Here is a 15675-nt window from a genome sequence, read left to right as displayed (position 1 = left end):
ATCAGGCTCCTATAGCACAAAGCGCCGCTTCGCGCTCTGTTTTAGACAGGTCACGCCAGTTTTCAAAGCCGTCTAGACTAGTCTCACCTTCAACTAATGGTTTGAATTGAGTTCGATCGATTCCGACTCTGGAAGAGATACTTGAAATTTGGCCGACATAGTAACTTTTCACATTGCTACTGGCGAACGCTTCTTGTATAACGCCTTCGATTTGGACTCGCTCAATGGAAATACTCTGCGCTGTAGGCTCTAAAATCCTTATACCAGCTTCCAGAACATCATATTCCCGAAGCACGTCGAGTAAATTTAGTCTGATATGCTTAAGCTGCTCAGGAACTCCAAGTGATTTAGGGATGTTTATTTTTCCTATATTCACTATCGCGTCATTACTAGGGTCGAATACGCAATAAATCACTTCAGTCGGTGAGGCCCTTACTCCAATTTTCATAATCTGATTTCCCTTCAATTTTTAGTAATTATTTTTACAGCTCCAAAATCGCTTCACTGAAAAAGCGGTCATTTGTCTATAGCAGAAGATTACATAATGTACCAGTCCAGGCTAGGCAGATACCGAAACACTCTTTGGGGATTCCTTCACACCAGTTGATGATATGGGCTCAAAGACAGCGCCTATGCCGGCCCTGTGCTAGATAAACGTATGCTTTTGGCCAGAAGTGGCCAAGGGTCGAACGTCCGCTTCTGGCCGATAGCGGTCGCTTGTGAACGTCCGCCTTTGGTCGTCTTTTACCTGTTACGAATCGCAGGTTTGGGGGGAAAGTCGACTCTCGCAACTGGCGTTTCTCGATCCAAAACAGCCACTTCCTAACCCGCTTCCTCCGTCCGATTATGCATCTGGTTGTTAGCCGGCCTCCGCGAAGATAAGCTCCAATCAGTACAGGGGGCGCGTTTAGATTTTTGGACGCGACCAAGGATGTATAACCGGCCCCAGGGCTTTGTATATTCATTAGTGAGGGGTCATGAAATCACGTCTCACTTTCAAGAGTTTGTCGAATCGAGCACGGTGGGTTTTGTACCCAACGCTAGTGCTTGGCATGCTCAATTTTTTTATCTTCGTAGCGATCAGCAAATACATTGGTGGCGATGCGCTCAACGGATATATCCAAGCGGGAAAATATTTTGTTTGTGCTCATGGAAGCTGTGTCCAAGTATCGCCAGAAACTTGGCAATACAGCTACTGGCATGCAGTGGCCTCATGGGGTGGCAGCTTGTTATTGTTCGCGGAGATCGCCCTCTTCGTTAACACAGGTGATATAACCATTGACTGGAATGCGCCCTAATCATTCATCCAAATGGACGGCTGGGCTTTAGCGTTGAACGCCCGTTTCTGGCCGAATAGCGACAATAGTACCGATCGACTGATCCACCCTAGTCCTCCACCATCGTGGAGGACACCGCCATGGCCACCATTGCTAAATATCGGCATCAACCATGGAATAAGGGAAAGCTTGTCGGGCAGAAAACTCCGCTCCGAGTCAGGGATATCTGGGCGATCCGAGTGAGGCTTCAGCTTGCAGAGAAGACGAGGGATTTGGCGCTGTTCAATTTGGTTATCGACAGCAAGCTGCGTGCCTGTGAATTAACAAGCTGCGAGTACGAGACATAGCTCCTGGGGAGCACGTGTCATCACGCGCTATCGTGATGCAGCAGAAAACCCGTCATCCCGTGCAATTTGAAATTACTGAACAAACTCGAACGGTTCTGGAGGCTTGGATGCATCGGGCGTGCCTTTGCAGCGAGGACGTCCTGTTTACCATTCGACTGCGCGGATCAGAGCATCTATCTACCAGGCAATATGCTCGGATAGTCAAAGCTTGGGTGACGACTATTGGCCTTGACCCAACCATGTACGGTACTCACACGCTAAGGCGAACCAAGGTCACTCTGATTTATCGCAGGACAAAGAATCTTAGAGCTATTCAGCTCTTGCTTGGTCATACGAAGCTTGAAAGCACCGTCAGATACTTGGGAATCGAAGTCGATGACGCTTTGGAAATGGCAGAACAGACCGAGGTTTGACCACCGCCGCGACGGTTGATTCTAGACCGTCGCCACCCGACTATAGCTGTCATTTACTTTCGGTGGGCAAGTCTGCGTGCTTTGTGGCGAAGAGATTGAGGGATGGCTTTATTTTCGGCGCAAAAAGCCAACGTTTCAGTAAGTTCGAAATCCAAAGGAAAGCCATCTTCTAGCCATTGAAGCGCTAATCCTGCCCAGTACTCGGAATGTGAAACCAATGCCGTGAGCACTAATGGTTGCAGGGATATCTCGGCAGGCAGCGTGTACTTTTTCTGCAAGATTCTCACCGCGTCAGGCAATTCGATTGCCGCGGCTTCGAAAGGCTTTTCAAGCAGTGGAAATAACCAAACATAGCTGAATTCGTTGCTCATCATTTCCCTTCGACTGTTAATTGCGATGGAGTTGCTCTTGGGATCTGGAGCAGCCATTCGACCTAAGACTACCTCTTCTGGCCGATTGTCGCGTGTCACGATGGGCCGCAATCGATCCATTGCGAATATTGCAGAGATAAAATCACGCTCGCTTAAAAGCAACCTTAATCGCCGCACCAGCTTTACCAGCGAGCAAAGCTATCTCAGGGTCAATGACAACTTCGTTCCAAGACAATTTGGTTGCGACGCACGCTATTAAATACAGCTCATGATAACGCCCGCCCAGTTCGGTTGTGACCCAAGCAAGGGCGTCCCCTAAGGTGGCCATCGTGACGGGAATAGAGATATATCGACTTTCGTCCGTCACTCGTATGCCGCCACGACGACATTCGAAGTGAACGGCCAGCCGTTCGTAGGTCTCAATGTCAACCCCATGCACGACGACGAAATAGCTTAAGTAATCGTCTTGGCTCACTGTAGTAATCATATTTTTACAGTCTCTCTCACAGAGCAACTCGTCATTGATGTCATAGCAGATAAACCCCGCTTTTGGCCCACTTCTGGCAGTGCCGAGCGGCTGTATGGGGTCGCTTTCTTCCGTTTCGTGACGGGCAGATGGCCGAAAACGGCCCTCCAACATTCCCCCCTAAGCAACCCGCCCCGCAACCCACGCCCGACCATACCCAACCACCCTCCCCGCCAACCCCAGCGGAAAATGAATCACCCCATGCGCCGTTTCCGGCAACAAATGCACTTCAACCTCAGCCGCCCTGCCCCAACGCTCGGCCAGTTCAAGCGTGTCATCCCTGAGCGGATCCAGCTCCGCCGCAAACATCAACGCTGGCGGGAACCCGGTGAAGTCGCCGTACAACGGAGACAACGGCGCCTGCCGGCGTTCTTCATCGCTCAATCCCGGCGTGAGCATCTGCAGCGCCTCGACCATCCCCGGCCCATCCAGCAGCAAGGTATCGGGCCCGGCGTTGCGTACGCTGGGGGTTCCGGTCAGGTCGTAGACGCCGTAGTACAGCAGCGCCCCGCTCACCCGTTCGAGCAGCTTCGGCCACTGTTTGAGTTGCAGCAGGGTTGCGGCGGCGAGGTGGCCGCCGGCGGATTCGCCCACGACGATGACGGGCAGGTTCGCAAACTCGTGGCAGTCATCGCTCAGCAGCCAACGAGCCGCCGTGAGGCAGTCCTGCATGACGCCTTCAATCGGTGTGGAGACCACCAGCCGATAATCGACCGAGACAACCGCCACGTCGCAGGCTTTCACCATGCCGATGTTGAGATGATCGTTCATTTGCGCATTGCCGATGACCCAGCCGCCGCCATGAAAATCCAGCACCACGCCTTTGGCTTTTGTCTTTGGCCGAATGATCCGCACCGGCACCGATGAGCCGTCGACGCTCACTACTTTGCGTTCGGCCTCGAGCCCGTGCTTGAGCAACTTTCTCGCGCCGCCCAGTTGGCTGAGGCGCAGTAGCAACTGAATCACTCGCGGCGTGATGCGATTGCGGATGCGAAAGCGCGGCAGCCGGGCGAGTTTCTTGTTGAAGGCGCGTAATTGCGCCAACTCGTATTCGTCGGCGGGCCAGTCAATTGATGTCTTCATTGCGTCCTTTTTATTCGCGGTTGTTGCGCAGTATGGAGAAGTTCAACGCCGCCGCGACACACAGCCATGCCAGGTAAGGGAACAGGATCAATCCGGTAATCACATCCAGGCGCAATGCCAACACCACCATCGCGGCGACCACCAGCCACAGCAGCGTGATGATCAGCATGCCGGCGAAGAGACGATGGGCGCCGAAAAACACCGGTGTCCACAAGGTGTTCAGTGCAATTTGCGCTGCCCATAAGGCGAGGACCGTTTCGCTGCCGGGTGTCAGGGTCAGGCGATAGCCGACCCACGCGAGCAAGAGGTAGATCGTTGTCCAGGCAACGGGAAACACCCAGTTGGGCGGTGTGAAGCGCGGTTTGACCAGCGATTCGTACCATGGGCCCGGCTGGAAAATCATCCCGGTGCTCGCTGCCGCACCGCAGGCCAACAGGAAAATTAGAAAGGTCATCGTCTGTCCTTGGCTGATATCAGCGCGTTGGGTCTGTTCCTTCTTGGATGCCCGGAGCCATGCAAAAAGTTCATCGGCCGTTATCTCGCATCGCTGATAGGAATAGGCAATGCTCAAAGACAAACCGACATAGGTGGGCGTTTCCTCGATGGATACCATGAGCTGAACCCCATTCACCGGAGCCCGTCTCCTCCACCACCAAAACCCTGTTCATTACCGGCGTCAGCAGCGGCTTCGGCCATGCGCTGGCCAGGGAAGCACTCGCGGCCGGCCATCGCGTGATTGGCACCGTGCGCAAGGAAGCCGACTTGCACGCCTTTCAAGCGCTCTCCGTGGATAACGCTTACGGGGTGATGCTGGATGTCACGGACTTCGACCGGATCGACGGCGTCATCGCAGATGTTGAAGCGACTCATGGCCCGGTCGATGTGCTGATCAACAACGCCGGTTACGGTCACGAAGGCATCTTCGAAGAGTCGCCGCTGGAAGAGATGCGCCGCCAGTTCGACGTGAACGTGTTCGGCGCGGTCGCCGTGATCAAGGCGTTCCTGCCGTTCTTTCGCCAGCGGCGTGCGGGCCACATCATCAATATCACTTCGATGGGCGGCACGATCACAATGCCGGGCATCGCGTACTACTGCGGCAGCAAGTTTGCGCTCGAAGGCATCTCCGATACGCTGAGCAAGGAACTGGCGCCCTTCAATATTTTCGTGACCGCCGTTGCGCCGGGTTCATTTCGAACCGACTGGGCCGGTCGCTCGATGCAGCGCACGCCGCGCAGCATTGCCGACTACGACGCCAGTTTCGATCCGGTGCGCAAGGCCCGCGAAGAAAAGAGCGGCAAGCAACTCGGCGATCCGCAAAAAGCCGCCCGGGCGATGTTGCAGATCATCGCCAGCCCGACACCACCGGCGCACCTGCTCCTGGGCAGTGACGCGTTGCGCCTGGTGCGTGAAAAGCTCAAACACGCCGCCAACGAGATCGATCAGTGGGAAGCGTTGACTCGCTCCACCGACCATTGAGTGGCCAACAGAGAGAACGCAATGAAGCAGGCCGACGCAGGCACCTCGCGCATGGTGCAGCTCATGGAAACCCTCGCACCAGTTGAGGGCTACAACCTCAGCGCGCTTGAAGGCGTACGTTTCCTGCGCTCGAACCGGCCGCTGACCCGCACACCGGTGCTGTACGACCCGGGCATTGTGATCCTCTGTCAGGGCCTGAAACGCGGTTATCTGGGCGATGACATCTACGTCTACGACGCCCAGCATTATCTGGTGGTGTCCGTGCCGATCCCCTTCACCATGGAAACCGATGCCACCGAGGCCGAGCCGATGCTCGCGATCTACATGCACCTCGACTTCCAGCTGGCCAGCGAGTTGATGCAGCAAGTGGATGACCTTCACGGCCCAAGCAATGCGTTACCCAAGGGCATGTACGCTTCGCCGATGGACGACAAACTCCGCGCTTCGACGTTGCGTTTTCTCGAGGCGATGAGCATTCCCGGGGACGCGCAGATTCTGGGGCCATCGCTGCTGCGGGAAATCTACTACCGCATTCTGACGGGCGAACAAGGCGGATCGATGCGTGCCGCGCTCAATCGACACGGGCATTTCGGCAAGGTGACTCGAGCGATCCGCAAAATTCACAGCTGCTATCAGGAGCGCCTGGACGTCGAGCAACTCGCCCACGAAGCCAGTATGAGCGTGCCGAATTTTCACCTGCACTTTCGCGGTGTGACGGACACCTCACCCATGCAATATCTGAAGTCGACACGCTTGCATCAGGCGCGGCTGTTGATGCTGCGCAATGCCATGACCGCTTCGGCAGCGGCGTTCAACGTGGGTTATGAAAGCGCCTCGCAATTCAGTCGCGAGTTCAAACGCTTCTTTGGCAGAACGCCGCAGGCGGAGATCGAGTGGATGAAGGCGACGTACGCGTTGCCTGCGCCGACTACACCCTCGGAGTATGTTTCGTCGCATTAACTGGCGGGCAGGTTTTCCACGCTGGCCAGCAACTGAAGAAAACGCGCCTTGAGTACATCGTCCGCCAGCCTTGCCGTGGCGTATTCCCGCAAGCGCTCCAACTCCCCGCTCACGACCGCAAAGCCCTGCTGACCTTTCAGTTGTTGCGCGTAGTCACCCAGCACGGCCGCTGTTTCGTTGCACAGTTCAAGGGATGCCAGCCAAGACTCGCCTTGGGACTGACCGTGAGTCAACTCCACTTGCAACGCATCGATTGCCATGGCGATGGTTCTGAGTCGCACCAGCAGTTCCTGCATGCGCAAGACCAGCACTTCCTGATGACTCTCGGCGACTTGCCAACCGGGTTCCAGTGCCACCCGGGCCACCATCGCCTGGCAATCGGCCAACTCACTCCACACCCGCAAATCACGGGGGGCATCGTCAGCTGTTCGTCTGGTTTTCAGCGAATCCGCGAGCCGGCCAACCAGCGTCGCCAATCGCTGACGCAGCGTTTCACCCTCTGCCTCGGGCCACAGGAAAGCGTGAATCAATAGGGAAATCCCGACACCCAAAAGCACACCGATGATGCGATCGCGAATCTCGGTGAGATTGGTGCTGGGTTCAAACTGCTCCAGCAATGCCAACGCAAAGGTGAACACGATCTGCACACCGGCATAGCTGATTCGCTCGGAGCCGGCGGCGATCCAGGAACCGAGCGCAATCACCGGCAACGACATGAACAACAGGCCGACGATTCCATCGATGTGCGGTACCACCAGAATCACCATCGCCAATGCCAAAGCACTGCCCACCAGCGCACCACCGACACGTAACGTCGCACGCATCCCGGTCGCGCCGAGGCTGGGCTGAGCGACGATCAGGCAGGTCAGCATAATGGTGTGGATGCCTTGCCAGTCCGTGCCCATGTAGAACAGATAGCAAAGCGACGCCGCCAGTAGCGTCTTGACGGCGAACTGTGTGTAGACCGGGTTTTCGAACGCATCCGGTACCCACATCGGCGGCCCCTTCGCCTTGGATTCCGGGGCGCTGTCAGCCTCTTGCACATTGAGAAAAGACAGCAACTCCAGACGCATTTCCTCGTACACGCCGGGCAGACCTGTCGTATCGATCTGATCAAGTGCAGACAATCCTTCAGGCACCTGGCCCGTCTCCAGAGAGGCCTTCAGATCAAGCACGGCCTGACGCAATAACTCTGTGGCCCGGGCATTGGCTGTGGGCGGCGGCAGTTGAGCCGCCAGCGTCAACAACCGGGAAATACTGCTGATGCGTGCCAGATGCGCGGCCTGCTGACTGCGAAAGTCAGCGTCGCGCATGCAGGCGAACCGCAACAGTTGTTGCGAGGCCAGCACGCTGCGTTGAATCGCGGCGGCACCCAACTCTGCCCCGCTCTGCTCGCCGCTCAAACACCGGGCAACGATCAACAACTGTGAGCGCAGATGATTCTGCAATTGCCTGACAGGCTCAGACGGCAACAGCAACGTGTTGACCAACAGCGTCAGGCCGATGGCGTAACTGACCGACACCCACACCCAGAGCACCAGACGCAAAACGGCCTCAGCCTGATCGGTCAGGTCGACGAAGGTCTGGGCATAAATCACCACTATGCCGACGACGAAAAACACCACGCCGATCCGGGTCACACGAATCAGATACGCACTGCAGAAAAACAGCACGCTGGCGCCGAGAATTCTCAGGAGCGGGTATCCGTAGGTGAATTTCAGAAGCAGGATGGTCAAGCCGATGGCCAGTGTCGCACCGACCAGGAACAGCATCCCGACCATGCGGGTCAGCACCACGTTGGTCTGCGTCACGTAGAACACCACGATCAGCGATAGCGCCAGCAACGGCACCTGCAGGGTCATCGAGATGATGATCACCAGCGCACTGCCGAGCAGCGTGCGCAGCAACAGGTTCATACGACCGGGATAGGGTTGAAGCTCATCGACCAGAAACCGGTACAGGCGCTCCAGGCCGCCCCGGTTCCAGTCTTCCGCCGAGTGTTTCATTGACCGGTCTTGGCCGGTTCGTCAGGGCGCAGTACCGCGACGGCCGAGGCGCCGATGCGGAACAGCTCCGGGTCGGGATCCTGCACCGAGATCTTCACCGGAAACCGTTGCGAAACCCGGACCCAGTTGATGGTGCGCTGGACACGCGGCAGGCCTTCGATGACGGTTCCGCCGTCATCCGGCAGCACGCCGAAACTGAGCGAGTCGACCCGCCCCTGAAAGCGCTTGCCGGTGTCGCCCAACAGATAAAGCGTGGCGGACGTGCCGGTCTTGATGCCTTTGAGATCGGTCTCGCGAAAATTCGCCACCACGTACCAGTGGCGCGTATCGATCAGCGTGAAGATCGGTTTGTAGGCCGAGGCAAACTGGCCGACGGTGGTGCGCAGGGACGCGATTCGCCCGTCGAAAGGTGCGCGCACTTCGGTGAACTCCAGGCTCAGTTCGGCCAGAGAAATCTGCGCCTCGACCTCGGCCCGTTGCGCTACCAACGCATCCACGCCACTGACGGCAGCTCCCGCACGTTGCGCCTGCAATCGCGAGGCGTTGAGTTCGGCGGCCGTCGAACGCTGCGCCGTCCGCGCCTGATCCACGGCCTCCACGGACACGTAGCCCTTGGCGAGCAACTTCTCCAGACGTTGAAGGGTGTCGTTGGACTGTGTGGCTTGCGCCCGGGCCCGCTCGACCGACGCCACCGCCGATGCGGCCTCGTATTGCTGGGCGTTCACGCTGCGCTGGGTCAAACCGATTTGATGATTGAGGGTCACCAGCCGCGCCTTGGCCTGATCCAGCGCGTCCTGATACGGACGCGCGTCGATGCGGATCAACAGATCGCCCTGCTTGACCAACTGATTGTCGCGCACCGGCATCTCGACGATCCGGCCGTTCACTTCCGGAACGACATCGATGGTGTCGGCGTACACGTAGGCATCATCGGTACTCGGCCGGGTTTCGGTTTGCCAGAGCACATAACCCAGCAGCAGGAACGCCGCCAGCACGATCAACAGCGCCGGCACACGGCTTGAATGCGGTTTTGCGTCGGGTTTATTCATGGCGGGCACTCATCCGTGGAAGACGACGAGCCACAACAGCATCGCCAGGAGCCCGGTCAGTGCCGGGTAACTCAGTGCCAGAGGAGAAATGCGTTCGCGCAGCGAATATTTGCCCAGGATCACGTGGATCGCCGTGGTCGCCAGAACGCCGCCGACAATGCAGAACAGCCAGTCGGGAAAAGCCGCACCGAACAGTACAAGCGAGGGGGACGTGGAGCATCCACTGAGCAGAAGAACGACAGGTATCAGTGCCAGCCTGACGGGATCGAATGAAGGCATGTCTACCTCCGCGAGTGACGACTGACGCAAACCGGAACCTCTGGGCAAGGAATTGACCTGCGCACCTTACCGATCCGAAGACGGCCCCGATATTGGAAAAAAACATAACTTCGTTGTGACAGTAAACAACCGCAAAACCGGGCTGAAAGCGCTGTTGAACTGGCTTGGTGAACGTAAGAGTATAGAGCGCGCACAGACACTCGCCGGCGAGTGAAACCGACACTTCCAGGCGCAAAAAGGTGAACGCAATGACGCCCATTCCCACCCTCAGCGCTCGACTTGCAACGATCACCCGCGAGTTTGCGAACACCCCTTCCCTGCTCACCGCAAAGATCAACAGCCAGCTCAACGGGATGGCGGGCTACAAAGACCTCACGCCCGAAGCCCGCAGGGATCTGGAAAACTCCCTGAGCTACACCGCGCGCCTGTGGTGCGAAACGCTGCTGACCGGCGAGGGCTTGTCGCAGGACACTCGCCGTACGCTGAAGGAGATCGGTTGCCGGCGCGTCCATCAGGGTGTGCCCCTGCAATCGCTGATGCGCGGGTTCAGTCTTGGGGTGCGTGAAATCTGGAGCGGCTACCTGGAGCTCGCCAGAGACGACGATGCGTTGAGCAAAGAGTTGTTGTTGCAGATTTCCGGCTACATGTTCGACTTCTTCGACGACATTGCCGAAGAAGTGGTCCAGGCGTATCTGGAAGAACAGATTCAGAAAGTTCGCTGGCGGGAACATCTGCACCAGCGGCTTTATCACTTCCTGCTGCATTCACCGCACGATATCGAGGGATTCGAAGACACCCTGTCGGCACTCGGCCTGGACGCCAGCACGCCCCGCGTGGCGCTCGCGCTGGAACTGCCCTTGCGGCCTGTTCAGCCGTTGCAGCGCGAAGACGAATTCGACCGTTTGACCCTGCAGGTTGCCCGGCACCTGAAGATTCCCGTCAAGGAACTGATCCGCGTCTGGTACCGCGACAGACTGGTGATCTGGCTGCCGGGCATTAAAGGTGAAACCCTCACGCAATGCGATCAGCGCATGAGCGACAGCGCCGCGTCACTGCCGGCGTTGCTGCCGTCGTTGCGTGGCATCGGCATCGGTCTGCTGAATCAGGGGATCGCCGGCTGGATCGGCACGGCGGAAGAAGCGATCAAGGCCATCGACCTGTTCCCTTTCGACGGGGCCGAAACCCGTGTCCGACGCTACTCAAGCGTGCTGATCGAAGACAGCGTGCGCAGCCACGACAATACCCTCAGGTACCTGATGTCGCTCATCGAGCAACTCAGCCATGAACCCGACCTGCTGCTGACACTGGAAGCGTTTTTCTCGAGCGGCCGTCACCGCGCCCAGACCGCCAAGACCCTCGGTATCCACCCGAACACCCTCAATTACCGGACAGGACGCATCGAGAATCTGCTGGGCGCGGATCTGAATGACATCAACTGGGTGAGCCGCCTCGATACGGCCCTGAAACTTCGCCGGCATTCGATCAGCAAGGGACAGGAGCGCTGAAAGTTCAGACGTCCAAGAGTCGCTTGGTGGTCGTCATCGCCGTGTCCAGCGACTGCCCCGTCCTTTGCAACTTGTTCAACAGACTGGCCCCCAGCCAAAGCTGATACAGGGTTTCCGCCAGTTGCCGGGCATCGCCGTCAGGCAGGCATTGATCGGCCTGGCCCTGCTCGATGCAAGTGGTGATGCGAGCCACCACGCGCTCGGCGCCATCGCGCAAGGTCAGGCGCATGGCTTCGGACAGATCGGCCACTTCGGCACTGAGCTTGACCACCAGACACTCGTCGCCGTGCCCTTCCAGCGTGCAGCGATCCTGCCAGCCCTGCCAGTAGTCCATCAGCCGCTCGCGGGCATTGAGGTGGGGCAGTGTCAGGCGCCGCTCCATGTCGGCCAGGTAACAGACGAAGTAATCCTCAAGCAGCGCCTGGCCGTACAGTTCCTTGGATTTGAAGTAGTGATAGAACGAGCCCTTGGGCACGCCGGCGGTTTGCAGGATCTCGTTCAGGCCGACACTGGTAAAGCCTTTCTCGGCCATCATCCGGTGGCCGGTGTCGAGCAGGTGTTGGCGGGTGTCGTCGTAGGTCGGTTTCATCGGGGCGCAGATTACCAGGCAATAGACCAGTCGTTTAACTCGAAGGAACGGGAGTTTGCCACACCGGTCCATGAAAAACATGCGGATAAAAAATTACTAGACGACTGGTCTAATTGGAATCTATGCTGCGCCCCGACAAACCTTTTCCCCGGTGTCGATCAAGTGCGAATCCCTCGCACAGCCACGACACCCGACCCACCCAAGGTGCTCTATGAAAATCTTGATGGTTCTGACTTCCCACGATCAGCTCGGCAACACCGGCAAGAAAACCGGCTTCTGGCTCGAAGAATTCGCTGCGCCCTACTACGCCTTCAAGGACGCCGGCGCCGATATCACGCTGGTCTCGCCCGCCGGCGGCCAGCCGCCGCTGGATCCGAAAAGTGACGAACCCGACGCCCAGACCGCCGAAACCGACCGCTTCCGCAAGGATTCGGCGGCGCAACAAGCGCTGGCGAACACCGGGCGCCTGGCCGATGTCAGCGCCGAGGATTTCGATGCCGTGTTTTATCCAGGTGGCCACGGCCCGCTCTGGGACTTGGCCGAGGACAAGCATTCGATTGCCCTGATCGAAGCGTTCGCCCGCAGCAACAAGCCTCATGGTTTCGTCTGCCACGCCCCCGGCGTGCTGCGTCATGTGCTCGGCTCCGACGGCAAAGCCTTGGTCAAGGATCGTGACGTCACTGGTTTCACCAATTCCGAAGAAGCGGCGGTCGGTCTGACGGATGTGGTGCCGTTCCTGGTCGAAGACGAGTTCCAGCGCCTCGGCGCTCGCTACTCCAAAGTCGCCGACTGGCAAGTGCACGTGGTGACTGACGGGAAACTGGTCACCGGCCAGAACCCTGCCAGTTCCGCCGCTGTCGCCGAGAAACTGTTGAAGCTGCTCGGCTGACTTTTCAGCCGTCATCCACCCGGACGCCGTGCGCGTGTTGCACGGCGTCTTTTTTTCGCCCGACAACTAGTCGACTGGTCTAATAAACCCCAATCAAGGCACATTCATGAATCACAGCAGTTTCTTCAAGCCCGCCACTTTGGGTCGTCACACCCTGAAAAACCGCATCGTGTTGCCGCCCCTCACCCGCCAGCGCAGCACGCAACCGGGCAATATCGCCAACGCGTTGATGGCCGAGTATTACCAGCAGCGCGCCGGCGCCGGTCTGCTGGTGACGGAAGGTACGCAGATCGAGCCGCGCGGCCAGGGTTATGCGTGGACGCCGGGCATTCATACCCCGGAGCAGATCGCCGGATGGCGCAAGGTTACCGAGGCTGTCCATGCGCGGGACGGCGTGATCTTCGCCCAGCTCTGGCATGTGGGGCGCGTGTCCCATACGGCTCTGCAACCCGACGGTGCCGCACCGGTTTCGGCCTCTGCGGTGGCCACTGACCGGGTCAGCGTATTCATCGAAACCGCGCCTGGTGCCGGCGCCCTGGTGCCGCCGTCCGCCCCGCGCGCACTGACCACCGATGAAGTGCAGGAACTGGTTCAGCTGTACATCCAGGCCGCGCGCAATGCCATGGAAGCAGGTTTCGACGGGATCGAACTGCACTGCGCCAATGGTTATCTGGTGAACCAGTTCATCTCGGCCCACAGCAATCTGCGCACCGATCAGTACGGCGGCTCGCTGCACAATCGCCTGCGCTTTTTGCGTGAAGTGGTGGCCGGTGTTGCCGAGTGCATCGGTCGTGAAAAAGTCGGTGTGCGTTTCGCCCCGCTGTTCACCACCACCGACGAGGCGCGCACCTACCTGGGCATGGTCGAGGAAGATCCGCACACCACTTACATCGAAGCAATCAAGGTGCTGCAGGACGTGGGCATCGCCTACCTGTCCATCGCCGAAGCCGACTGGGACGATGCGCCGGTGATGCCACTCACGTTCCGTCAGGCCGTGCGCGACACCTTCAGCGGCGCGATCATTTACGCCGGGCGTTACACCGCAGAAACCGGTGCGCGGTTGCTCGATTCCGGGCTGGCGGATTTCGTGGCTTTCGGTCGCCCGTTCATGGCCAACCCGGACCTGCCGGCGCGCATCGCCAATGACTGGCCGCTGAATTCACTGAATCCGGCCACGGTCTACGGTGGCAATGCCGAAGGGTATGTGGACTACCCCGAGTACGCGTGATGACTGCCGATTCTCGGTAAGGCGCGACACCCGCTCCTTCAGCACCGCTCACACTGGCTGTGCTGAAGGGATGCTGTCGCCGGGAGCTTTCCTTGCCATCCGGTTCCGCCCTGTGGTCTTCGCCTGGTACAGCGCCTGATCTGCCGTCTCGATCAGCGCTTGCACCACGGCCAGTTGCGGCCCCGCCGCCGCAGTGACGCCGATACTGACCGTCACCCGACCGAACGGGCTCGCCGGATGAGCAATGTGCTCTTGCGTCAGTCGCTCCAGAACCAGCTGCGCCACGACCGCCGCCCCCTCGCCATCGGTGTCGGGCATGATGATCGCCATCTCTTCCCCGCCATAGCGCGCCACCAGATCCGACGGTCGCCGCACACAGGCCTCGAGCACTTTCCCCACCCGTTGCAGGCAGGCGTCGCCGGCAACATGCCCCTGGGAATCGTTGAACAGCTTGAAGTAGTCGATATCGATCATCAGCAAGGCCAGCGAAGTCCCGTCCCGCTGAGCCCGGCGCGCTTCCATGGCCAGTGTTTCATCGAAGCAGCGGCGATTGGCCAGGCCCGTCAGCGCATCCTTCATCGCCAGCAACTCCAGCTGCCGGTTTGATCCGAGCAACTGCTGTTGAGTGAGCCGCAACTCCCCCTCCACCTCGGTCCGTCGACGTATATCGAGAATGAGAAACCAGCCGATCACGCCAGTAAGCCCCAGCAACGATGCGACCACCACGATCGACAGCAGCGCCTCCAGTCGCCACGCCGCCAGTGCTTCGCGCTTGCCGAGCGCGACCGTGGTGATCAGCGGCAGCTTTTCACTCTTGCGAAACGCGTAAAGCCGCTCCACCCCGTCGAGGCTGGACGTGAAGGATGCGGTGCCCACCGATTGGTCCACCAGGTACTTCGCATAAATGGGCGACTTGGAGAAATTGCGCCCCATGTCCTGTTCGCGAAAGGGATAACGCACCAGCAACGTACCGTCGGTGTAGGAAAGACCGATGGCGCCTTCCTGCCCCACATCGAGCTTGCCGAACAGTCGCAGGAAGTTTTCGACCCCCAGGGTGACCGCCACCACGCCGGCGAACTCTCCGCGCGCGTCATTGAAGCGGCGGCTGACGGTAATCACCCACTCCTGATTCGAGCGGCTACGGATGGGCGGGCCGATGAAGGGCTCACGGGAAGGATCGTCACGGTGATGGATGAAGTAGTCCCGGTCACTGCTGTTGACCCCGGCTGGAATCGGTCGGTTGGAGGACATCAGCCAGTGGCCGCGATTATCGTAAACGGTGATGCCGCTGAGCTGCGGCATCAGCGGCTGCTGACGGTTGACCAGCGCATTCAATCGTTCGATCTGCGCGGGGCCGCTGCCCTCGGTTTCCAGACGCTCGACGAGCCCGAGCAAGAGCAGCGAACTCTGCCGGACGATGCCTTCGGAATAGGTCGCGAGCGCCTGGGTCAGGTTCAACCCGTGGACGTTCACCTCGTCCAGCGCCCGCTCCCGAGAGCCCAGTACCTTCCAGATGGTCAGCGACGCCAGGGAACAGCCGATCACCAACAGCAACAACATCACGAGGTGGGTATCACGCTTCACATCAGTACCTTTTGGAAAGTCCGTTTTCCGTCACGGCCGTTGTCGAACCGGGGCCACAACAGCGACCGTATGTCCCGGGCCGCGCAGGATACA

16 protein-coding genes and 1 pseudogene are annotated in these 15675 nt (G+C 58.7%); 7 read left to right on the top strand and 10 right to left on the bottom strand.

What is annotated here, in order from left to right:
• Position 1: 1 nt before the first annotated feature.
• A complete protein-coding gene (locus tag M5B98_RS18200; protein ID WP_248743522.1) occupies positions 2-448 on the bottom strand; it encodes a hypothetical protein in 447 nt (148 codons plus the stop codon).
• Between the two features lie 529 nt (positions 449-977).
• Here M5B98_RS18200 and M5B98_RS18195 point away from each other — a divergent pair.
• Entirely contained in the window at positions 978-1298 is a 321-nt protein-coding gene (locus tag M5B98_RS18195) for a hypothetical protein (protein WP_248743521.1), read from the top strand.
• A gap of 119 nt (positions 1299-1417) precedes the next feature.
• Positions 1418-2037, top strand: a pseudogene (locus tag M5B98_RS18190) (tyrosine-type recombinase/integrase).
• A gap of 53 nt (positions 2038-2090) precedes the next feature.
• Here M5B98_RS18190 and M5B98_RS18185 read toward each other — a convergent pair.
• From M5B98_RS18185 to tspO, 4 genes are all read right to left on the bottom strand, one after another.
• Entirely contained in the window at positions 2091-2408 is a 318-nt protein-coding gene (locus M5B98_RS18185) for a hypothetical protein (protein ID WP_248743520.1), read from the bottom strand.
• A 142-nt stretch (positions 2409-2550) separates the two neighbouring features.
• Positions 2551-2883, bottom strand: a complete 333-nt coding sequence (locus M5B98_RS18180) for a hypothetical protein (protein ID WP_248743519.1) — start codon at positions 2881-2883, stop codon at positions 2551-2553.
• A gap of 171 nt (positions 2884-3054) precedes the next feature.
• The gene (locus tag M5B98_RS18175; protein WP_248743518.1) at positions 3055-4017 is read right to left on the bottom strand and encodes an alpha/beta hydrolase; all 963 of its coding nucleotides are present in this window, start codon (positions 4015-4017) and stop codon (positions 3055-3057) included.
• Positions 4018-4027: 10 nt separating this feature from the next.
• Positions 4028-4471, bottom strand: coding sequence for a tryptophan-rich sensory protein TspO (tspO, locus tag M5B98_RS18170; RefSeq protein WP_207865964.1), 444 nt, complete (start codon positions 4469-4471; stop codon positions 4028-4030).
• A 206-nt stretch (positions 4472-4677) separates the two neighbouring features.
• Here tspO and M5B98_RS18165 point away from each other — a divergent pair, with 206 nt between their 5' ends.
• Both M5B98_RS18165 and M5B98_RS18160 read left to right on the top strand, forming a co-directional pair.
• The gene (locus tag M5B98_RS18165) at positions 4678-5493 is read left to right on the top strand and encodes an oxidoreductase (RefSeq protein ID WP_248743608.1); all 816 of its coding nucleotides are present in this window, start codon (positions 4678-4680) and stop codon (positions 5491-5493) included.
• Positions 5494-5514: 21 nt separating this feature from the next.
• A complete protein-coding gene (locus M5B98_RS18160; RefSeq protein WP_248743517.1) occupies positions 5515-6453 on the top strand; it encodes an AraC family transcriptional regulator in 939 nt (312 codons plus the stop codon).
• On the opposite strand, the gene M5B98_RS18155 is transcribed toward M5B98_RS18160, so the two are convergent.
• Genes M5B98_RS18155 through M5B98_RS18145 form a run of 3 tightly spaced genes read right to left on the bottom strand, consistent with a single transcriptional unit; the run spans position 6450 to position 9787 of the window.
• Complete coding sequence (locus M5B98_RS18155; RefSeq protein ID WP_248743516.1) at positions 6450-8459, bottom strand: FUSC family protein; 2010 nt, start codon at positions 8457-8459, stop codon at positions 6450-6452. The genes M5B98_RS18160 and M5B98_RS18155 overlap by 4 nt on opposite strands.
• The gene (mdtN, locus tag M5B98_RS18150; protein ID WP_248743515.1) at positions 8456-9508 is read right to left on the bottom strand and encodes a multidrug transporter subunit MdtN; all 1053 of its coding nucleotides are present in this window, start codon (positions 9506-9508) and stop codon (positions 8456-8458) included. The genes M5B98_RS18155 and mdtN overlap by 4 nt, the downstream gene beginning before the upstream one ends.
• 9 nt (positions 9509-9517) lie before the next feature.
• Positions 9518-9787 carry a YtcA family lipoprotein gene (locus M5B98_RS18145; protein WP_085708555.1) on the bottom strand — a complete coding sequence of 90 codons (270 nt, stop codon included), beginning with the start codon at positions 9785-9787 and terminating at the stop codon, positions 9518-9520.
• A gap of 248 nt (positions 9788-10035) precedes the next feature.
• On the opposite strand from M5B98_RS18145, the gene M5B98_RS18140 reads away from it, so the two are divergent.
• Positions 10036-11292: a PucR family transcriptional regulator gene (locus M5B98_RS18140; RefSeq protein WP_248743514.1), complete on the top strand. Its 1257-nt coding sequence runs from the start codon at positions 10036-10038 to the stop codon at positions 11290-11292.
• 4 nt (positions 11293-11296) lie between these two features.
• Here M5B98_RS18140 and M5B98_RS18135 read toward each other — a convergent pair whose 3' ends face one another.
• The gene (locus M5B98_RS18135) at positions 11297-11881 is read right to left on the bottom strand and encodes a TetR/AcrR family transcriptional regulator (protein ID WP_248743513.1); all 585 of its coding nucleotides are present in this window, start codon (positions 11879-11881) and stop codon (positions 11297-11299) included.
• Between the two features lie 211 nt (positions 11882-12092).
• Here M5B98_RS18135 and M5B98_RS18130 point away from each other — a divergent pair, with 211 nt between their 5' ends.
• Together M5B98_RS18130 and M5B98_RS18125 are read left to right on the top strand one after the other, a co-directional pair.
• Positions 12093-12770 carry a type 1 glutamine amidotransferase domain-containing protein gene (locus tag M5B98_RS18130; RefSeq protein WP_248743512.1) on the top strand — a complete coding sequence of 226 codons (678 nt, stop codon included), beginning with the start codon at positions 12093-12095 and terminating at the stop codon, positions 12768-12770.
• 106 nt (positions 12771-12876) lie between these two features.
• Entirely contained in the window at positions 12877-13998 is a 1122-nt protein-coding gene (locus M5B98_RS18125) for an alkene reductase (RefSeq protein WP_248743511.1), read from the top strand.
• A 48-nt stretch (positions 13999-14046) separates the two neighbouring features.
• Here M5B98_RS18125 and M5B98_RS18120 read toward each other — a convergent pair whose 3' ends face one another.
• Positions 14047-15582, bottom strand: coding sequence for a diguanylate cyclase (locus M5B98_RS18120; protein WP_248743510.1), 1536 nt, complete (start codon positions 15580-15582; stop codon positions 14047-14049).
• Between the last annotated feature and the right edge of the window lie 93 nt (positions 15583-15675).

This window comes from Pseudomonas sp. MWU12-3088, from assembly GCF_023242405.1.
Classification (GTDB): domain Bacteria; phylum Pseudomonadota; class Gammaproteobacteria; order Pseudomonadales; family Pseudomonadaceae; genus Aquipseudomonas; species Aquipseudomonas kribbensis.
Note: the sequence above shows the minus strand (reverse complement) of the source record. Positions and strands in the feature narration are given on the sequence as shown.